16 protein-coding genes are annotated in these 20,891 nt (G+C 35.4%); 3 read left to right on the top strand and 13 right to left on the bottom strand.

The features are described from left to right. Window positions 1-126 precede the first annotated feature (126 nt). On the top strand, window positions 127-1,389 hold the full coding sequence (locus tag ACXKY9_RS03820) for a VanW family protein (protein ID WP_000777363.1): 1,263 nt from the start codon (window positions 127-129) through the stop codon (window positions 1,387-1,389). 42 nt (window positions 1,390-1,431) lie between these two features. Here the strand turns inward: ACXKY9_RS03820 and ACXKY9_RS03815 are convergent, their stop codons facing one another. Next, complete coding sequence (locus ACXKY9_RS03815) at window positions 1,432-1,704, bottom strand: hypothetical protein (RefSeq protein ID WP_000288803.1); 273 nt, start codon at window positions 1,702-1,704, stop codon at window positions 1,432-1,434. 16 nt (window positions 1,705-1,720) lie between these two features. Next, entirely contained in the window at window positions 1,721-2,239 is a 519-nt protein-coding gene (locus ACXKY9_RS03810; protein WP_000822692.1) for an RNase A-like domain-containing lipoprotein, read from the bottom strand. Window positions 2,240-2,635: 396 nt separating this feature from the next. Between ACXKY9_RS03810 and ACXKY9_RS03805 the strand changes: the two genes are divergently transcribed. Continuing rightward, window positions 2,636-3,184, top strand: coding sequence for a TVP38/TMEM64 family protein (locus tag ACXKY9_RS03805; RefSeq protein WP_000852235.1), 549 nt, complete (start codon window positions 2,636-2,638; stop codon window positions 3,182-3,184). A gap of 63 nt (window positions 3,185-3,247) precedes the next feature. On the opposite strand, the gene ACXKY9_RS03800 is transcribed toward ACXKY9_RS03805, so the two are convergent. The 3 genes from ACXKY9_RS03800 to ACXKY9_RS03790 all read right to left on the bottom strand — a co-directional run bounded on the left by ACXKY9_RS03800 (window position 3,248) and on the right by ACXKY9_RS03790 (window position 6,652). Continuing rightward, window positions 3,248-4,948, bottom strand: coding sequence for a M4 family metallopeptidase (locus ACXKY9_RS03800; protein ID WP_000730368.1), 1,701 nt, complete (start codon window positions 4,946-4,948; stop codon window positions 3,248-3,250). 178 nt (window positions 4,949-5,126) lie between these two features. Continuing rightward, window positions 5,127-5,381, bottom strand: coding sequence for a hypothetical protein (locus tag ACXKY9_RS03795; RefSeq protein ID WP_000746247.1), 255 nt, complete (start codon window positions 5,379-5,381; stop codon window positions 5,127-5,129). Next, window positions 5,378-6,652: a tetratricopeptide repeat protein gene (locus ACXKY9_RS03790; protein WP_001187939.1), complete on the bottom strand. Its 1,275-nt coding sequence runs from the start codon at window positions 6,650-6,652 to the stop codon at window positions 5,378-5,380. The genes ACXKY9_RS03795 and ACXKY9_RS03790 overlap by 4 nt, the downstream gene beginning before the upstream one ends. Before the next feature lie 198 nt (window positions 6,653-6,850). On the opposite strand from ACXKY9_RS03790, the gene ACXKY9_RS03785 reads away from it, so the two are divergent. Further along, the gene (locus tag ACXKY9_RS03785; RefSeq protein WP_000150184.1) at window positions 6,851-8,314 is read left to right on the top strand and encodes a nicotinate phosphoribosyltransferase; all 1,464 of its coding nucleotides are present in this window, start codon (window positions 6,851-6,853) and stop codon (window positions 8,312-8,314) included. Window positions 8,315-8,517: 203 nt separating this feature from the next. Here the strand turns inward: ACXKY9_RS03785 and ACXKY9_RS03780 are convergent, their stop codons facing one another. The 8 genes from ACXKY9_RS03780 to fdhF form a co-directional block, all read right to left on the bottom strand. Beyond that, window positions 8,518-10,884, bottom strand: a complete 2,367-nt coding sequence (locus ACXKY9_RS03780; RefSeq protein WP_000796577.1) for a heavy metal translocating P-type ATPase — start codon at window positions 10,882-10,884, stop codon at window positions 8,518-8,520. Window positions 10,885-10,906: 22 nt separating this feature from the next. Next, on the bottom strand, window positions 10,907-11,284 hold the full coding sequence (locus ACXKY9_RS03775) for an ArsR/SmtB family transcription factor (protein WP_000918378.1): 378 nt from the start codon (window positions 11,282-11,284) through the stop codon (window positions 10,907-10,909). 207 nt (window positions 11,285-11,491) lie between these two features. Further along, the gene (locus tag ACXKY9_RS03770) at window positions 11,492-12,046 is read right to left on the bottom strand and encodes a class I SAM-dependent methyltransferase (protein ID WP_000390569.1); all 555 of its coding nucleotides are present in this window, start codon (window positions 12,044-12,046) and stop codon (window positions 11,492-11,494) included. 130 nt (window positions 12,047-12,176) lie between these two features. After that, window positions 12,177-13,592 (bottom strand): amino acid permease, encoded by a 1,416-nt coding sequence (locus ACXKY9_RS03765; protein ID WP_001284887.1) that lies wholly within the window; start codon window positions 13,590-13,592, stop codon window positions 12,177-12,179. A gap of 103 nt (window positions 13,593-13,695) precedes the next feature. Then, the gene (gene ald, locus ACXKY9_RS03760) at window positions 13,696-14,829 is read right to left on the bottom strand and encodes an alanine dehydrogenase (RefSeq protein ID WP_001219744.1); all 1,134 of its coding nucleotides are present in this window, start codon (window positions 14,827-14,829) and stop codon (window positions 13,696-13,698) included. 369 nt (window positions 14,830-15,198) lie between these two features. Further along, window positions 15,199-17,070, bottom strand: a complete 1,872-nt coding sequence (locus ACXKY9_RS03755) for a glycerophosphodiester phosphodiesterase (protein ID WP_001164700.1) — start codon at window positions 17,068-17,070, stop codon at window positions 15,199-15,201. Window positions 17,071-17,225: 155 nt separating this feature from the next. After that, window positions 17,226-17,708 (bottom strand): helical membrane plugin domain-containing protein, encoded by a 483-nt coding sequence (locus ACXKY9_RS03750; protein WP_001040507.1) that lies wholly within the window; start codon window positions 17,706-17,708, stop codon window positions 17,226-17,228. A gap of 12 nt (window positions 17,709-17,720) precedes the next feature. Next, the gene (gene fdhF / locus ACXKY9_RS03745) at window positions 17,721-20,657 is read right to left on the bottom strand and encodes a formate dehydrogenase subunit alpha (RefSeq protein ID WP_000840675.1); all 2,937 of its coding nucleotides are present in this window, start codon (window positions 20,655-20,657) and stop codon (window positions 17,721-17,723) included. Window positions 20,658-20,891 lie beyond the last annotated feature (234 nt).

Here is a 20,891-nt window from a genome sequence, read left to right as displayed (position 1 = left end):
TTTATGAAAAAATTACACACACAGTGAAAATAATAGTATACTAGTACGTACATAATGTTATTTTCATCATTTTTATACAAAAAATGTAATACATATATTTATACATAAATTTCTGGGGGGAAATAAATGAAGCTAAGTAAAATACTGATTGGTTCTGCAATTGCTGGGGGCATATTACTTTGTGTAGGCGGTGTTGGGGGATATCAATATGTATCCAAATTAAATAATCAATTAGATACTACTGCATTACCAAATACTACATTTGAAGGTATTTCTCTCGATGGAAAAAATAAGAAAGATATTCAAGCAATTATTAATCAAAGGGTAACTGAATTAGATCAAAAATCCCTTACCTACATATTCCAAAACGATAAACAAACTTACACATGGAAAGATTTAGGGGTAAATTATAAAGAGAAAGATATTATTGACAAAATCTTCAAAGAACAAGAAGGAAACGTAATGAATCGTTACAAAATGCGCAAGCAAGCTGAAAACGGTGAATTAAAACGTGACTATAAATTAACACCACAATTAAATGCAACAGCTTATGAAACCTTTATAAAAGATAAATATAATGAAACATTAAAAAATCCTGTTAATGCAGAATTAAGCATTGAAGGCTCAACAGTAAATGTTAGTCAAAGCCAAAACGGAGAAAAAATTGATAAAGGAAAACTAAACAGTTTAACAAACGAAGCTATTACTACTGGTAAATCAGATGTTACATTACCAGTTACATTCATAAAACCAGAACGTTCTACAGAAGATATACAGAAAATGGGTATTAAAGAAGTCATTGCTGAATATTCTACTCCAATGGCTGGCCGTAACGGAAATCAATCATTTAACGTAAATAAGTCAGCTAATACTTTAAGTGGGGTTATTGTGGCACCTGATGAAACATTTAGTTTTAACGGCCGCGTTGGCGTAACTGATGCTGCACATGGTTACAAATCTGCAGCAGTATATTCACAAGGTAAAGTAATACAAAGTGCAGGCGGAGGAGTTTGCCAAGTCAGTAGTACTTTATACAGCGCCGCTTTAAGGGCTGATTTAGGAATTGTTTCTCGAAGCAATCATTCTATGCCAGTAAATTATTTACCACTTGGGCAAGATGCAGCAGTAGCAGATTATGGTCCAGATTTAAAATTTAAAAATAATACAGGCAATTATATTTATATTCAAGCATTTTCAAATGGAGGTAGTATTACTACACGCATTTTCGGTACAAATACTGGTAAAAATGTTGAAGTTTCTTCTCAAGTAATTAGTAGGACTAGTGATAAAATCACAGCGGTTACGTATAAAAAAGTAACACAAAACGGGGAAGTAATATCAAATGGACAAATTTCAAAAAGTGTATATAAAAGCGCCCCAAAGGAATAGATACTATCAACCGAATAGTATAAAGAAAAAGGCGTGATTAAATCACGCCTTTTTCTTTTGCAGTAATAGTAAAAAAGTTTCAAGATGGTCTTTCGTTTCTTCTAAAGACCACATACGATTTCCTTGCTTCGCAGCTAATACACACGCCTCTTCCCACGCGTTCTTTTTCTTCATATTTATTAATTCATCACGTAATTTCAAAACAATTTCTTCGTCTTCTTGTTCAATAAACTCTTCCATCACGCTTACTATTTCATCCTCATGAATACTTAACGTACAGTACGATTTAAGAAAGTATTGTAATGTCGTATACATAATGTACTCCCCCTTCTTATTTATCAGATGGATAAGAAGTAATAATCTTAAACCCTAATTCCCCTGACTTATCTCTTGCTAAAACAGTAACAGTTTTTACTAACTTGTCTTTTACACTCATATTTTTCTTTATTACCGTTTTTCCAACAGGGAATGAATGAGTTGTATTTAATACGAGACGAGCCTCTTTAGAATTTTTTAACCAATCTTGAATTTCCTTGTCATGTTGCTTCAAGCTATCTTTTACAGCTTTCGTCGCTGTTTCTTTATCATAGTATGTACTTGCGGCTGACACTTTATCTGTCTTCAAGCGATTCTTCAAATCCTCTTCTGACTTGCCTACATGTCTTTCAATCGTATGACCATTTTTAGGTGGTCCTTCCATTTCATCTAAAATATTATCACTAATTTTTTCTACCGATGCAGCTTGATTCCCTGTCTGTTTCTCTGATTTTTGTTCTTTTCCTGCACATCCACTTAAGATCAGCATTAATGCCAATAAACTACTGAAGAAAAGACTACTTATTCGTTTCATCATATCACCTCTTCCATGATTATTATCGCAACTTCACTAAAAGTCAATTTCACAACGAAAAAATCTATCATTTTTCATTTTTTTCATCTGTTTTTCCATATTTACCGCGCAATTTCATCAACCCTCTATTTTTCGCCTTTTATAATATATACCCCCTATATTTTATAATTATTTCCCAGATAAAATCGCCAATAACATAACTATAAAACTCTTTTATACAAAGGTTTTTATAGTGTTTTTAAAAATAATTTAAAATACCCCTGTTTTTATATACATAATACCTGTATAAGGTATAAACACCATTCTTATCAACGTTTTTCTACATTATGTAAATTTACCCTTGCCTATACAAACGAAATGTGGTGTAATGCAAAAAAAGATAAAGGATTTTAAACAATGGCTGAAACGATTCAAAATTTCTTAACAGAATACTATTCAATCGCAATTCCACTTAGTATCTTAATTAACATCATCATTAGTCTTTTAGGTGTTATTCCTAGCATCTTTTTAACCGCCATTAACATACAGCTCTTCGGTGTAACCAATGGCACAATCATTTCGATCGCAGGTGAGGCCTTAGGGGCTATTATCTCGTTTTATATTTATCGCATGGGCCTTCAAAAGTTCACTCACGATAAAGTCAATAAGTACCCAAAGGTAGAGCGTCTTCTTTATGTAGAAGGTAGAGAGGCCTTTCTACTCGTTCTATCGTTTCGATTGATACCTTTCATCCCATCAAGTATCGTTACTTTATTTGCAGCTCTAGGGAAAATGTCATTACTCTCCTTCAGTATTGCCAGTACAATAGGTAAAATACCGGCCTTATTGATTGAAGTATATTCGGCATACCAAGTCATGAACGGAACAAATGAAGCGAAGTGGGTTGTAACAATCGCAGGCGTTATTGGATTGTTTTATTTGTGGAAAAAATGGAGAAAAAAATAAAGAAGGAGCATAGGCTCCTTCTTTATTTTTGAGGTATTTTATTAATAGCTATCCGTTAAGTCCTTAGTTAATACCAACAGCACTAAATGATTGCTTAACTGCTGCTACTTCAGCAGAATTTGCACCATATAAGTCTGCTGCAGCTTGTACTGCACCAGCACGAGCTTGACTAAATGTAGTAGATTGCGTGAAATACTGTGTATTTGCACGGTAGTAAATCGCACCTAATTTATCTTTGCCGATACCATTTACAGTTACACCGTAATGCGTACCGCCATTTGCTAATAAATAAGCTTGTTTATTAATAATGCCGCTGTTTGTATGAACGCCACCGTTATCACTTGAACCAGTGTAACGCTTAGAATAATGGTCTGGATCACCATACTTCGTAGGATCACTCATAGAGCGAAGCGCGTCTCCTGCTTTACCAGGTGTGTAAATATCTTCACCAATCTCCCAATCCGGGTTACGGTTATCATAGAATTCTACTAAAGTACCAAAGATATCAGAAATCGCTTCATTTAAAGCCCCTGATTCATTTTGATAAATTAGATTTGAACTATTTTCCGTAACAGCATGCGTTAACTCGTGACCAATTACATCAATTCCACCAGATAATGAAGTAAATGTTACACCATCACCATCTCCGTATACCATCTGTGATCCGTTCCAGAATGCATTGTTATAATTACTTCCGTAATGAACTGTTGATTTTAACGGCGCTCCTGCATCATTAATTGAATTACGATTAAATGTATTCTTATAGTAATCATACGTGATACCCGCATAGTAATGAGCATCTACCGCTGCTGCATCATACGCTGCATTGAAAACATTATCTGCATCTGCCCATAATGTTCCTGGTAATGTTGAACGGTTTTTCGCATCATATGTGAAAATCGTTGCCCCGCGTGTATTATCTTGTAAGTAGTAAGATGATCCAGATAACGTTGTATTAAGAGACTTCGTATCTCCTAGTACGCCTTTACCAGTTCCTACTTTATTCGTTCCTGTTACAGGCTTTACAACAGCTTTCGCATCCTGTTTAGGAGCCTCTTGCTTAACTGGTGACTTATCATCATTCGTCACATGATCAATTGTATTAAACTTATTTAATACTTTACCGCTGTCTGCCTCAATGAAATAGTAGTAGTTTCCTGGGCTTGGATCTAAGAAGTTTAGATTTACAACATATGCATATGTTGTTTCCTCACCGTTTTGATATACATATAAGTCCGCTTTTGGTTCTACTTCATATTTCGGTGTTACCCCTAAATCTTGCTGCGCGATTTCAATTGCTTTTGCGCCTTCAATCTTATTTTTATTTTTCAACTTTTCCTTTTTGTCTAAATCAGGTGCAACTGTTCCAGACAATACTTTTAAAGAACCGTCCTTACTTACGTGAGCTACTTGAGTAGAACCCCATACAGGCACTCCTTCGTAAACTTGTTGCATACGTACTACTGTTGAATCAGTTACAGCATCTTTCTTCACTTGTTTCACTTTGAAAGAATCTTGTGCACTCTTTTCCCCTAGCTTGTAATCACCTTTTGCTGCGTTTAAGTAATCAAACACAACAGATTCTGCTTTCTTGCCAGTTGCTTCAGTTAGATCACCAGAAATAAACTCAGGTGACTGCACCGTCTCATTGTACTTCTTAGTAGAGAGCACATTTTTAGAATCCGCAAACGCAGAGCCTGTCCCTCCAAACGTTGTAACTGCCATTCCTGTCGCTAACACTAATGCTAAACTCTTCTTTTTCATATAACCTTCCCCCTAATAAAAAATTTTTTGAAAAAGAGTAGTTTCATATTAGCATTATGTTTCCACTATTAATATACTAAAAATTCAATTAATTTATTTCTCAAGTTTTGTAGAATTTTGAGGAACAAATATTGAAAAAACCCCTTTCCGATTGGAAAGGGGTTTTTTCAATATTTTCTTAACCATAAATATCTGGATTAGAGTAATTTATAACCTTTTCTTCTGAAAATTTAAAACCGTAAATATCTGGGTTAGAATATTTTATACTACTTTCTTTTAAAGCGTTTAATCCATAAATATCTGGATTAGAGTAATTTACTGAGCCTTCTTTTAAAGACTTTACCCCATATATGTCTGGATTTGAATAATTAACGCCTAAAGAAAGAATCGCTACTATTCCAAGCCCTACTGCACCATAAATGCGCTTTTTCAATTCAATTCCTCCTTTTCTTCTAAAACTTTAATAACTTCTTTATAATATTTATTACTTTCCTCATACTTAAATTCATTCTCTAAATACATAGCTAATTCTAAATAAGCATTTTTTAATTCCTTCATACTACCTACACTCTTAAAAAACGGAATAGCCTCATTCTCTAAAAATCTCTTAAATTCTTGAGATTCTCCAAAATATTTATACTTAAATATACAGAATGAATAAATCATTTTATTGTATTTCTCATCACTCCGTGAGCAATCAATTCCTTTTTCTATCCATTCCTGCGCTTCTTCATAACGTTTAAGATGAATGTATTGCTTAGCCAGTCCATAAATTGTTTCAATATAATTCATATTGACAGTCTTCTGCAATTCGAAACTTTGAAGAAAATAGTCTTTAGATTTATCATGCTCATTTTTATAATGGTATAATTCCCCCATATTATTTAAAGTCATAGCTTTAATCATATCTTTTTCCGCAAAAGAATCTACTTCTCTTAATATACTCTCATAAATCTTTAGAGCTTCTTCATATTGTGCTTTTTCAACATAACTTAAAGCAATAATCGTTTGACAATTTATTACATAACGGAATTTATATTCGTTACGGAACCCCTCCATGGCAATATGAGCAAAATGCATGGCTAAATGTGGTATATTTAGATGACTATACGCAAGACTTAGGTTATAATATATCCCCGTTTCATAATATCCTTGCTCTTTAGCCATTTCTTCTGTTTCAATTAAATATTTTAAACTTTCCTTATGCTTATATTGCAAACTAAGTAATAATGCCTTACTGTACGTATACAATAACTTTTGAAAGGGTGAGTATTTCTTGTACACTTTCTTCAATCTGTCCAATTCTTCTTCAAGAGCAGGTAGATCTCGCTTCATCATTAAATAACGTGTATACAGCAGTTTATAATAATTTATAATTTCAAAATCCAACACATGCTTCATTTCACCTTGCAACTCTTCATATATACGTTCTACTTGTTGCTTGTCCAAATGAACTAGTGCATTCAACCATTCATCCAGCTTCCCCTTCACATCTTCTTCTACATCTCTCAAATCCGTCACAGCAATTTCTAATCTTGCGCAGAGCAATTGTAGAATTTCTTCTGATGCTTCGATCTTTCCATTTTCGATCTTACTTAAGTATGAGACAGAACAAATGCCCTGACATAATTCTTCTTGTGTCATTTTTTGCTGAAGCCGTTTGTAAAAGACTTGTTTGCCTATTTTTTCTAATGTTTGTTGCATTGTCCTCCTCCATTCTCATTACCCCATTACTCTAATAATACATAAAATTTGGAGAAATATAAATTGATAAATATAAATTTTCTAAAAAATATGCATAATTTCATTTTTTTCTCTCTTGACTTCACATCAATATCTCTTCTTTGCTACCAATGGTGAAAAATTGGTATACTATAACCAAATTATGGAGGTGTTCTCGCGATGACTCATTATAAAGACGATAGTTATGCCTTACATACAGACCTATATCAAATCAACATGGCTTATACATATTGGAAAGATGGTATTCATAATCGCCGTTCTGTTTTTGATTTATATTTTCGAAAGCTTCCATTTGAGAACGGTTACGCTGTTTTTGCTGGCCTTGAGAAAATTGTAGAGTACATTGAAAATTTCAGTTTTACTGAAAGCGATATCGCTTATTTAGCAGAATTACAATTTGAAGAAGAATTCCTTCATTATTTACAAAATATGAAATTCACTGGGACGATTCGTAGTATGCAAGAAGGTGAAGTTGTATTTAATAACGAGCCTTTATTACGTGTTGATGCACCACTTGGTGAAGCACAAATTATTGAGACTGCCCTCTTAAATATTGTGAATTACCAAACATTAATTGCAACAAAAGCAGCACGTATGAAACATGCTGCAAGTAATGATGAGCTTTTAGAGTTCGGCACAAGACGTGCCCATGAGTTCGATGCTGCCCTTTGGGGGACGCGTGCTGCCTTTATTGGTGGTTTCTCCTCTACAAGCAACGTTCGTGCTGGGAAACGCTTTGGGATCCCTGTAGCTGGCACACACGCTCACTCTTTCGTTCAAGCATATCGCGATGAATACGTCGCGTTTAAAAAATACGCTGAAACTCATAAAAAGTGCGTCTTTCTCGTTGATACATATGACACATTGAAATCTGGTGTTCCAAATGCAATTCGTGTTGCAAAAGAATTTGGGGATCGTATTGATTTCTATGGCATACGTCTTGATAGTGGTGATATGGCTTATTTATCGAAAAAGGCACGAAAACTATTAGATGAAGCAGGGTTTACAAATACAAAAATTATCGCTTCTAGCGATTTAGATGAATACACAATTATGCACCTTAAATCTCAAGGAGCAAAAATTGACGTATGGGGCGTTGGGACAAAATTAATTACGTCCTTTGAGCAACCTGCATTGGGGGCTGTTTACAAACTAGTTGCGATTGAAGATACTGACGGAAAATTAAATGATACGATTAAAATTTCATCTAACCCTGAAAAAATTACCACTCCAGGACTGAAACGAATTTATCGTATTATCAATCGGGTAAATGATCATGCAGAAGGCGATTATATTGCATTAGATTCTGAAGAACCTGGAAAAGAAGAGCGCTTAAAAATGTTCCATCCAGTTCACACATATATAAGTAAATTCGTAACAAACTTTGAAGCCCGTGAACTGCATAAAGATATTTTCGTTAACGGTGAAAGAACATATGAACTACCAAGTATATTAGATATTCAAAAATATAATGAACAGAGTCTCTCTCTATTTTGGGAAGAATATATGCGAACTTTAAATCCTGAAGAATACCCTGTCGATTTAAGCCAAGAGTGCTGGGATCATAAAATGAATTACATTCAAACAGTTCGAGAACAAGTCGAAAAAAACATACAAAAGTAAACAGAGAAGTTTCCCCTTCTCTGTTTTTTCAATACTATATGGATATTTGTAAAAAATATATTAAAAGAATAAGACGAATGTATTTTATTTGTAAATTTTAATATAACGCTATTTAAAAGTAAAATAATATTTGGTATTATTTTATTGAGTCAATTTCAACAAAATCACCAATAAAAAAGAGGACGCGGGTCGCGTCCTCTTTTTTATAAATCTTTCACTCTTAATACACGCATTGCATTTAACACTGCAAGTAGTGTCACACCAACATCTGAGAAAACAGCTTCCCACATTGTTGCAATACCAAAAGCACCAAGTAATAAAACGATCCCTTTTACACCTAGAGCAAAGATGATATTTTGCCACACTATACTTCTTGTACGTTTTGCAATTTTTACAGCTGTCGCAATTTTTGAAGGCTCATCAGTCATAATAACGATGTCTGCCGCTTCAATTGCTGCATCTGATCCTAAACCACCCATCGCAATACCAACGTCTGCACGGGCTAATACTGGTGTATCGTTAATACCGTCACCAACGAAGGCAATTTTTTCTTTTCCGTGCTTCGCTGCATCAATTTTTTCAATCTCTTCTACTTTTTGTTGCGGTAGTAATTCCGCATGAACTTCATCTAAGCCTAATTCTTTACCGACAGCTTCACCAACTGGTTTTGCATCACCAGTTAACATTACTGTCTTTTTAATACCTAGTTCTTTTAACTTTTGAATCGCTTGTTTCGAATCCTCTTTTACCTCATCAGAGATAACAATATAACCTGCATATCTTCCATCTACAGCAACGTGAACTAATGTACCTACTGTTTCTGGTTGCTTAAATTCAATATTTTCTTTTCTCATTAATTTTGCATTACCTGCAAAAATTTCTTTTCCTTGTACTTTTACGACTGTACCGTGACCAGAAATTTCGTTATAATCATCGATTATTTTTTCATCAATTGATTTTCCATATGCCTTTCGAATAGATTGGGCAATTGGATGGTTAGAATATACTTCAGCAAATGCCGCATACTCTAATAACTCTTCACTTGTAGTACCTTCGCTCGGTTCCATTTTTGTAACTTTGAAAACACCTTTTGTTAATGTTCCTGTTTTGTCAAAAACAATATATTTTACATCATTTAAAGCTTCTAAATAGTTACTACCTTTTACTAACACACCACTTTTAGATGCACCACCAATACCTCCAAAGAATCCAAGAGGAATGGATACAACTAACGCACATGGACAAGAGATTACTAAGAACACTAAAGCTCTATAAATCCACTCAGAGAATGTAGCTCCTTCTAAAATAAGTGGTGGAATAAACGCCATGATCGCCGCTGTAATAACTACAACTGGAGTGTAGTAACGTGCAAACTTCGTAATAAAGTTTTCCGTTGGTGCTTTTTTACTGCTTGCATTTTGAACTAAATCTAAAATTTTCGATACAGTGGATTCACCGAATTCTTTTGTAACTTCAATTGTCAACACACCGTTTTGGTTCACAAAGCCACTTAATACATCATTTCCAACTTCAACTTCACGTGGTACAGATTCACCTGTTAATGCTGAAGTATCTACCATTGATGTTCCTTCAATTACTTTTCCGTCTAACGGCACCTTCTCACCTGGCTTAACGATAATATAATCGCCAATTTGTACATCTTCTGGTGATACTTGTTTCGTTTCATTTCCAACCTTTACATTCGCATAATCAGGACGAATATCCATTAATGAAGTAATTGATTTTCGGGAGCGGTTTACCGCAATACTTTGGAATAGTTCTCCTACTTGATAAAATAGCATTACTGCTACAGCTTCAGAATATTGTTGAATTGCAAAAGCTCCTACAGTTGCAATTGCCATTAAGAAGTTTTCATCAAATACTTGGCCACGAGTTATGTTTCTTATCGCTCTCCAAACGATATCTCCACCTATTAATAAATAAGCAAGGACAAATAACGGAATTGTTACCATTTGTGGTAAGCCCGCTAATGCAGCAATTGCTGTCAAAATTCCGCCGACCACTAATCTCCCTACCATCTTTTTCACATTTGCTTCACCATGATCGTGACTATGTCCGTGGTCATGACCGTTCTTCTCTTCACGAACAACTTTCACATCTGGTTCTAACTTTTGAACGACATTTGTTATATTTGCTACAGTCGCTTCTAGTTCTCTTTTATTCGCAACTTCTACTCGTAATTTCTTCGATACGAAATCAACAGTTGCTTCTGAGACAGCTGGCATTTCCTTCACTTTATTTTCAATTTTCATTGCACAGTTCGCGCGATCTAAACCTTCTAATATAAATACTTCTTTAGCAATTTTATTTTTTTGTTCTTCTTGAACTTTAATATGCGGTTCTAATTTTGTAACGAGTTGTTTTGCTTCCGTAACAACTTCGTTTTCTTTATTTTGTGCTGTTTCTAAGATCATTGTCTTTGTTGCGAAGTTTACAGAGCAAGAATTTACTCCTTCTATATTCCCAACACCTTTTTCAATTTTCATTGCACAGTTCGCACAATCTAAACCTTCTAACATCAGTTTCTTTTTCACCAATGCTTCAGCCATCGTTCTCCCTCCTCGCGTTCTTTTATTCTTCTTCGTTTACGTGTTCAAACGCTTGCTCGAAGATATGAATTACGTGCTGGTCAGCTAACGAATAATAAACAACCTTTCCTTCTTTACGATTCTTCACAAGTTTCGCTTGCTTTAACACACGAAGCTGATGCGAAATAGATGATTGTGTCATTCCTAATAAATAAGCTAAATCACAAACGCACATTTCAGCTTCAAATAGCGCATGTAATATTCTCGTACGTGTACGGTCACCTAATACTTTAAATAGTTCTGCTACTTTACTTAAACTTTCATCAGTTGGAATTGTTTGTTTTACTTGCTCTACAACTTCTTCATGAATTATCGTTTGAGAACATGTCTCTTGTGGTGTTTCTACTTTATTTCCAGCCATTATAGCTCACCTCTTTAATTGAACATATGAACAATCATTCATATATCTTATACTCTTATTATATGAGCGCCCACTCATATGTGTCAATGAAATCTGAATTTTTTTTATGAACATTCCGTTCACATTTTAATAAGTCGTATACATATTTTTCGCACTCTCTATATTCTCATACAAAAAAGGATGCACAATTCGCACCCCCCTTTTTACTTACTTTTCATTTTTCACCGCATCCACAATTAAAGAAACAAATCCTAAATGATTATCCCGATTTCTATGGTCAAAACGTTTCGAACGATAAATAAATCCATCTTTCTCATTCCAATCATTATAGTGAAACTTACCATTCTCATCACAGTATTCTAAGAGCCTTACTTGAAAACCTGCTGATTCAAACATGGACGTGATTGTTTTATAGCTATGAACAATTTTATGACTTGCTGCAGGATGATCTAATGGACCAGGTCCACCTACTTGTACCCCTTGCTGATATTCTTCATCTGGAAAAAATGCATCTGGTACTGCACAACGAATATATCCATTCTCCATTAAAAACTCATAACAAATTTTTGCAGCTTCAATTCCTTCTTCATATGATAAATGCTCCCATACATGTTCTGCCAAAATTACTGATAAAGAATTAGGTTGAAATTTATCAAGCCAAGCTTCTCTCCGTAATAAATTTAATTCTTCTTCATTCGTATGTAACCAACCAGGGTTATTATTATAACCCTCTGCTCCAACAACAACTTTTGCTTCTTCCATTTCGCTCCCACCCTTTTTTCATATTCCGACAGAAAAATTCGACAAAATAATATACATTCCCTTTATTTCAACAAAAGAAAAAGCCTTGCGCGCTCCCTAGACGCACAAGGCTTACTGTGTTTATATCCCTTTAATTAGCTTGTTCTAAATTATCCTGCGAACTTCCATCGTCTTTTAAATGACTATGTTTTTTCGAATAAACAAAGTATACAACTACTCCGATTGCTAACCAAGCACCGAAGTACATCCATGTTTTTAATGGTAGGTTTACCATTAAGAATAGACAACATGCAATTGAAATAATCGGCAAGATCGGTACAAGTGGTACCATAAATCCACGTTGTAATTTTGGATGTGTTTTACGAAGAATAATAACTGACACACCAACCATCGCAAATGTTAACAACGCTCCAATATTCGCTAAATTCGACAATTCTTTCAAATCGATAAATCCAGCAATTAAAGCACTACCAATTCCTGTTAACCAAACTGTAAATGTTGGTGCTTCTGTCTTTTTATTAATTTTCGCGAAAGATTCTGGCAATAAACCGTCACGGCTCATAGCGAAGAATACACGTGTCGTTGCATAAATGTAAGCAAAAATTACTGCCATAATACCAATTACAGCTCCAATTGCGATTATACCAGCTACTTTATCTTGTCCTACAACTTCTAACACATACGCCATCGCTTCCGGTACATCTAGCTCTTTATATGAAACCATACCCGTCATAACGAGACAAACTACAACATAAATGATTGTACAAATGACTAACGAAGCGATAATACCAATCGGTAGATCACGTTGCGGATTTTTTACTTCTTCAGCAGAAGTTGCTAATGCATCAAATCCTAAGAAAGCAAAGAATACTGCTGCTCCCCCCGCGAAAACTCCACTTAAACCATACGGTGCAAATGGTATCCAGTTTTCTGGTTTCACGTAGAATACACCAACTGCAATGAATAAAACAACGATACCAATTTTAATTAATACCATTATGTTATTCACTCGTTTACTTTCTTTCGTACCTCTTGATAATAACCAAGTTATAACTAATGTAACGATAACTGCTGGTAAATTCACTATACCACCTTGAGACGGAATCGTTAGCAGTGCTTTTGGAATTTCAAGCCCTAATCCACTCACTAAGTTATGGAAGTAACCAGTCCATCCGCCAGCTACTGCGGCAGTCGTTACAACATATACGGATAGTAATGTCCATCCCATTAAATGAGCTACAAACTCACCAATTGTTGCATATGAGTATGTGTACACACTACCTGAAACAGGAAGTGTAGAAGCAACCTCTGCGTAACATAATGCTGCAAATCCACAAACGATGGCTGCAATCATGAATGAAAAAATAACTGCTGGACCAGCATCTCTTGCTGCTACTAATCCAGTTAATACTAGAACTCCTGTACCAATTATCGCACCAATCCCTAGCATTGTTAGGTCAAATGCCCCTAGCGTTTTCGTCAAAGTTTTACTTTTACTTTCCCCTAACAATTGCGTAACGGATTTCTTTTTAAATAGGTTGGCCACGATGTATGCCCCCTTTTGCCAAGAAGAGCTAAGAGATCTTCACTCTTAGCCCTTATCATGTTGTTTTATATATTGTTCGATTTTGTTTTGTATAATGCTTCTATTAGCAAGATACTGTTTCTGCTTCTAATAATTCTTTAGCACCTTTGTACTCTACACCGTGAGCTTCTGCAACTGCTTCGAATGTTACATAGCCATCTAATGTGTTAATACCTTTTAGTAATGCAGTGTTACCTAGGCAAGCTTCTTTGTAGCCTTTGTTAGCAATTTGTACTGCATATGGTACTGTTACGTTTGTTAATGCAAGAGTTGATGTACGTGGAACCGCACCTGGCATGTTTGCAACTGCATAATGAACAACGCCGTGTTTTTCATAAGTTGGGTTATCATGAGTTGTAATACGATCAGTTGTTTCGAAAATACCACCTTGGTCAATCGCGATATCTACAACAACAGAACCTGGTTCCATTGATTTAATCATTTCTTCTGTTACAAGTTTTGGAGCTTTTGCACCTGGGATTAATACTGCACCGATTACAAGATCAGACTCTTTAACAGCTTCTGCAATATTGTAAGGATTAGACATTAAAGTTTTTACTTGGTTTCCGAAAATGTCATCTAATTGACGAAGACGTTCTGCACTTAAGTCGATGATTGTTACATCCGCACCTAGTCCAACTGCAATTTTAGCAGCATTTGTACCAGCTTGTCCACCACCGATGATTGTTACTTTACCACGTTTAACCCCTGGAACACCTGCAAGTAAGATACCTTTACCGCCTTTATTTTTCTCAAGGAATTGTGCACCAATTTGCGCAGCCATACGACCAGCTACTTCACTCATAGGTGCAAGTAATGGTAATGAACGGTTTTCTAATTGTACTGTTTCATATGCGATAGAAACAACTTTTTTCTCGATTAAAGCTTTTGTTAATTCTGGCTCTGGAGCTAAGTGTAAGTATGTGAATAAGATTAAGCCTTCACTGAAGTGTTTGTATTCGCTTTCAATTGGTTCCTTAACTTTCATAACCATTTCCATGTTCCAAGCTTCTTCAGCTGTATCAACAATTTTTGCTCCCGCTTCCACATACTGAGCGTCTGTGAAACCAGACCCTAAACCTGCACCCTTTTGAATGAATACTTCGTGATTGTTACGAATTAAATGTACAACACCTGCTGGTGTCATTGCCACACGGTTTTCGTTGTTTTTAATTTCTGCTGGTACCCCAATACGCATAATGAAATGCCCCCTTATAATTAACAGAAAAAAGAGATTCTTTTTTCTTTTTGTAATAATTAATAACTTATGTCCTTATTCTAGCATAACTTAAAAGTTATGAAAACGCTAACATACCATTTTACTAAAGTTTTTATATTTAGAATAGTGTAAATATATAAAACATTGATTCTATTAGGTGTTTCGTGTCATTTCATTATCTTTCACTCTATTTTTATTATACTGCTTCAAAATAAACAGCAATCATTTATTATTTGACAATAATGTAACAATGTAAGAAACCTAAGCGATAACGTATACATATACAGTTATTACTTTACTCAATACTTTAGAGATATATTCTTTTCACAAAAAAACAGCTACTAGCATTTAGCCAGCAGCTGGGTAACTTATAAATAACTTAGAAAATAAATCATCTGTCGTTTCAGTAATTTTATCAAACAGATCACTTTCTTCCGCTTCTTGCTCTTTTAACATCTTAATTGTTTCACGTGCATCTTCAGGGTAATCGGTTATGATACCATCTACGTTCAACTTATAATATGCCTTTAAATTTTCCATATCATTTACTGTCCATACGTAAATTGGTTTGTTTAACTTCCTTGCTTCTTTTACTAATTTCTTATTTAACATATATTCTTCTGCTACGTAAAAGTCAGCCTTCACATTCTTTAAGTTAGCTCTACTTGCATACAATATATACCCTACTTTTATATCTGGATTTGCACGCTTAAACTCTTTAATAAGTGGATAGTGTAACGTTTGAATTACACATTGCTTCTCAAATTCATTATCTTTAATCGTTTTTAAGACTTTGTTTACAAAATCTTTTTCGCCCCCATGAAGCTTCACTTCTATATTAAGTTTGATTTTGCCATTTGCTAGCTTAATGATTTCATCAAGTGTACTTATTTGTCCTGAAAGTCCATCTTGACTAAGGGTAAGTTGCCTTAACTCCGCCATCGTTAAATCTGACACATGCACATTGGCATTTGCGAGACGTTTCAGCTTCAAATCATGTATAACCGCTAGTTCACCGTCTTTCGTTTGTAATACATCTATTTCAGCGTAGTCTGCTTTTGCATCAATCGCACCTTGCACAGCTTCTTTCGTATTTTCTACGCCTTTTGATATATACCCGCGGTGCGCCATAATAATCGGTTCTTTATACGAATTTGAAATAAACGTTACAATGAAGGCAACGACCATTCCGGCAGTAATAATTCCTACAATGTATACGCCAATGAATTTCCAACGATGTTTTTGGAAAAAACATTTATCTGCTTTCGTTTTCGAATAATCTAATCCTTCTTCTAATAAAACATCCTCAACCGGTACCTTTTGTAAGTATAATCGCGTAATCGCCATAATATAAAATGGCGTCACGATAAAGCTGAATAAATACAATGTGCTCGTTAAAAATACAGAAATCGTTGATTCAGCTAATAATGCAAATGTTCCTTTCGGGTTTGTAAATTCATAAACACCCCATAGGCACAATAAATATATTCCCAAAAACACGACATATACAATTCCAATTGAAATAAAAAACCCTACTAAAAAGAATAGTACTTTAAAAAAGCTTTCCTTTACTAAAGTTGCACTTTTACGTGCTGCCACGCGAAATGGTTTTTGCTCTAAAACAACAATAGGTAGAACGAAAATCCATCGAAGATTCAAATACGCGACTACAGCAAAGAACGTGTAATAACCAACTTGTCCCATCGTTGTCTTAAACAGTTCTCCTGTAATAAAGTTAGGAATTTGAATTTGCGGGATTAATGCCGTTTCATATCCCATATTTAAAAGAGGCAACAATACGACAGCATATAAAATAAATCCTGGTAAGCAATATGTAAAAAGAGTAGGTAAATACGTTACCGTTTTATATAAAATCGGACGTAATTTCACCTTCTGTCTTTTATGAGCGAAATACGAAATAATAATAAGCACCGCAAATTCTGTAAAGATAAGAAACAGTGCTAACAATGATAAAATTACGATTGCTAAGATCCCATAAGGCGTCTTTAAAAACGCTAATAATTCATCATTTGTCGCATTTGCATAACCACCAAAATACAATAACTTATTAAAAATGATTCCAAATAGTGGAACAAACACAATCGCTGCTAATAATTTATAAGCAAGTTGAAAAGTTAATACATTCCAAAAAGCAAATTTAACTGTTTGAAAGGAATGTCCTATTACTCCTGGTATAGATAGTTTTTTACGGTGTTGCATATATTCCTCCACATTCTAAAACGATATTTGAGATGGATTCCATATTTCCAGTTCTAATCCATCTTTTTAATAATAATATATTCCGCTTAACATGAACACTCTTATACATATAATGAAAAAAGTGATGGCTACTTCCCATCACTTTTTCATTTATTCTATTTTTTCTCTAGCCCTTGTCCAAATGCTTTCAAGAAGCTAAAACCGAATGTAATAGCTCTATTGATATCTGGATCTTTTAATACTTTAAAGAAATCCATCACTTTTGTTTTTTTACCACTATTTAATTCATCTGTTGCAAATTGCAATCCTGTAACTAAACTGGACGTAATTTGCTTCGTTATTTCTGGGTCAACTGAAGATAACGCTTCTCCTGCCCCCATCATATTGTTGAGTGCATTTTTAACTGGTTCACGATTTAATTGCTCCACAGCGATTTTTGAAACATCTTCCTTCGCAGCAAGTAAACTAATCGCTGCATCTAATATGCCAGCCTTCTGCAACTGTGCTAAAAGCTGCATCGTTTCTTCTACTGCTTCACGATTATTAGATAGCTCATTTAGAAGTTCATCTGCTAATTGCTGTTTCTGTTCTTCCTCTGTTACAACTTTCTTTTTAATTATAGTAATTTCTTTCGCCACTATCTCCGCCCCCTAGTCCACAAGTGATACGTATTGTTTTCTTTGCCATTTTTGCTGGATTTCAACACCATTTTGCGGATTACGCTTTTTATCTCTCGGGTTTGAAGATGGTAACGGACGATTCCCTTTTTCACGTAGTACACGCATCTTTACCATCGTTTGTTTGTACGCTGGTGTACACGTATAAAGATCTGTCGCCGTTCCAGTTAAAATATTGATTGCCTCTTCATTTACCGTTGCATGCATCGGTAAATATAGCTCTTTCCCCGTTACACGATCTGTAACAAGTGCCTGTACTTTAATTTTCCCAAATGGTGATGCTAATTCTACAAGGCCACCATCTTTCACATTGCGCTCTAGGGCAAGTTCAGGCGAGATTTCAACGAACACTTCAGATACTTTAGATAAAATACCAGCCGATTTATTCGTCATATTCCCTTCATGGAAATGTTCTAACATACGACCATTATTTAAAAGTAAATCATACTCATCTGGTGCTACAACTGGTGGTACCCATTCATCTAATGATAGACGAGCTAGTTTATCTGGGAAGTTAAATCCGTCCACATATAATAGCGGTGTATCGCTACCATCATGGCTACCCCAACATAAACTATTCCATCCTTCTAAACGATCGTATGTTGCCTGAGAATATAAAGGTGCAAGCGATGCAATTTCATCCATGATTTCACTTGGATTTTCATAATTCCAGTCCCCGCCAAGTGCACGAGCTACTTTTTGTAAAATCCACCAGTCTGGCTTTGAATCACCAAGCGGCTTCAATACTTCATATAATCTTTGAATACGGCGCTCTGTATTCGTAAATGTTCCCTCTTTTTCTAAGCTTGGTGCTGCCGGTAAAATAACATCAGCAAAACGAGCTGTTTTCGATAAGAACATATCTTGAACAACAAGGAAATCTAAATTCGCTAAAATATGTTGTACATGGTTGGCATTCGAATCTACTAAAGCCATTTCTTCACCCATAACATACATACCACGCAGTTTTCCTTCATCTGCCGCAAGTAACATTGCAATATTATTTAAACCTGGTGCTTTCGGAATTGTAGTACCGTATGCTTTTTCAAATTTCGCACGGAGCGCATCATCTGAAACCGCTTGGTAACCTGGAAGCCAGTTTGGTAATGTTGCCATATCACAAGCGCCTTGTACGTTATTATGTCCGCGTAATGGATATGCTCCTGCACCAGGACGACGATAGTTACCCGTAACAAGCAATAGATTTGAAATTGCTGCTGAAGTTGTACTTCCTCCAGTATTTTGAGTTACACCCATTCCCCAAAGTACACAAGTACCATCTGCTTCATATACCATACGAGCCATTTCTTTCAGATTTTCTTTCGAAATCCCCGTAATTTCTTCTGTATAATCAAGCGTATACTTTTCTACCATTTTGCTATATTCATCAAAATTCTTCACATTTTCAGCTATGAACTTTTTATCGTGCCAATCTTGATCAATAATATATTTCGTAATACCAGCGAGCCATACGTAATCAGTTCCTTGGCGCGGATGAATGAATAAATCCGCACGCTCTGCCATTTCATGTTTACGAAGGTCTGCCACAATTAATTTTTGGTCATGTAATTTATGAGCACGTTTTACACGCGTTGCAAGTACAGGATGTCCTTCTGTTGGATTTGCTCCAACGATAATGACAAGGCCTGCTTCCGCAATATCTTTCACTGTTCCAGCGTCCCCGCCCATACCGACAGTTTTAAATAAACCGTCTGTTGCTGGAGATTGACAATAACGGGAACAATTGTCTACATTATTCGTTCCATATATTTGACGGGCTAGTTTTTGCATAAGATAATTTTCTTCATTCGTTACTTTCGAAGAAGAAATAAATCCAAATGCATCACTTCCATATTCTGATTTAATATGCTGCATATTGGATGCAACAACTTCCAGAGCCTCTTCCCATGAAGCTTCAACAAACGTATCTCCTTGGCGAATTAATGGCTTTGTAATACGATCTTCACTGTTTACAAAATCCCATCCAAATTTGCCTTTTACACATGTGGAAATACCGTTAACCGGCGCATCTGAAACAGGCTGCACTTTCAAAATGTGGCGGTCTTTCGTCCATACTTCAAATGAACAACCTACACCACAAAATGTACAAACTGTTTTTGTTTTATTCACTTTCGTCTTACGCATCGCAGCCTCTACTTCTGAAACTGCTAAAATACTACTATATCCCGGCTCTACATCCTTTACAAAATCAATCATCGGATCTAACACATCCGGTTTCAATCCTGTCATGAATCCAGCTTCACCCAGCATTGTTTTTTCCATTAACGCATTACATGGACATACTGTTACACACTGCCCACAACTTACACAAGATGAGTCATTTATACTTACACCATTGTCCCATATAACACGTGGACGGTCTAAGCTCCAATCAATCGATATAGTTTCATTCACTTGTAAGTTTTGACATACTTCTACACACTGCCCACAAGCAATACATTGATTTGGATCATATCGATAAAATGGATGTGACATATCCACTTCACACGCACTTACTTTTGGCTCATACGGATATTTCTGTTCCTCAATTCCCATCATATGTACTGTATTATGGACTTTACAGTTACCATTATTGTTATCACAAACGGTACAATACAATAGATGATTTTCTAATATTCGATCCATTGCCTCAGTCTGTGCCTCTTTTGCACGCTGGGACTGTCTTTCGATATGCATACCGTTCTCTAATTTCGTTGAACAAGCACGCAATAACTTTCCATTTACTTCTACAATACACGTATCACAAGTTTGAATTGGATCTACTTCTGGTACATGACAAATTTGAGGATGTTCCAAATTACTCTCGTTAAATAATTGTAGTATCGTCTTTTCACCTGATGCAGAAAATTCTTTACCATCGACGGTTACACGGACTGTCTGTTCTGCCATAGTTTCCCCTCTCCTTACAACCAACTGTACAACACAATTATGAATCCGTTTTCAAAATCGCATTACTGTACATATTTTTGAAACGCTCTACCCAAATACTTTCTTATGAAGTCGATTCTAGATGTTATAAGGTATAACTACGAAAGCTTGAAAATATCACTATTCTACAGTTCTATTATATCGTACATATACAATAATAACCAAAATAATCTGTGATCTTCTTTTTAATAGGTG

Source organism: Bacillus sp. 2175 (assembly GCF_057812155.1).
Note: the sequence above shows the minus strand (reverse complement) of the source record. Positions and strands in the feature narration are given on the sequence as shown.

Bases quoted from the DNA above. Each gene is read 5' to 3' on its own strand.
- ACXKY9_RS03800 (WP_000730368.1), bottom strand. From the start codon at position 4,948: ATGAAAAAGAAGAGTTTAGCATTAGTGTTAGCGACAGGAATGGCAGTT.
- ACXKY9_RS03755 (WP_001164700.1), bottom strand. From the start codon at position 17,070: ATGCAACACCGTAAAAAACTATCTATACCAGGAGTAATAGGACATTCC.
- ACXKY9_RS03785 (WP_000150184.1), top strand. From the start codon at position 6,851: ATGACTCATTATAAAGACGATAGTTATGCCTTACATACAGACCTATAT.
- ACXKY9_RS03770 (WP_000390569.1), bottom strand. From the start codon at position 12,046: ATGGAAGAAGCAAAAGTTGTTGTTGGAGCAGAGGGTTATAATAATAAC.
- ACXKY9_RS03805 (WP_000852235.1), top strand. From the start codon at position 2,636: ATGGCTGAAACGATTCAAAATTTCTTAACAGAATACTATTCAATCGCA.
- ACXKY9_RS03820 (WP_000777363.1), top strand. From the start codon at position 127: ATGAAGCTAAGTAAAATACTGATTGGTTCTGCAATTGCTGGGGGCATA.
- ACXKY9_RS03790 (WP_001187939.1), bottom strand. From the start codon at position 6,652: ATGCAACAAACATTAGAAAAAATAGGCAAACAAGTCTTTTACAAACGG.
- ald (WP_001219744.1), bottom strand. From the start codon at position 14,829: ATGCGTATTGGGGTACCAGCAGAAATTAAAAACAACGAAAACCGTGTG.
- ACXKY9_RS03780 (WP_000796577.1), bottom strand. From the start codon at position 10,884: ATGGCTGAAGCATTGGTGAAAAAGAAACTGATGTTAGAAGGTTTAGAT.
- fdhF (WP_000840675.1), bottom strand. From the start codon at position 20,657: ATGGCAGAACAGACAGTCCGTGTAACCGTCGATGGTAAAGAATTTTCT.
- ACXKY9_RS03775 (WP_000918378.1), bottom strand. From the start codon at position 11,284: ATGGCTGGAAATAAAGTAGAAACACCACAAGAGACATGTTCTCAAACG.
- ACXKY9_RS03815 (WP_000288803.1), bottom strand. From the start codon at position 1,704: ATGTATACGACATTACAATACTTTCTTAAATCGTACTGTACGTTAAGT.
- ACXKY9_RS03810 (WP_000822692.1), bottom strand. From the start codon at position 2,239: ATGAAACGAATAAGTAGTCTTTTCTTCAGTAGTTTATTGGCATTAATG.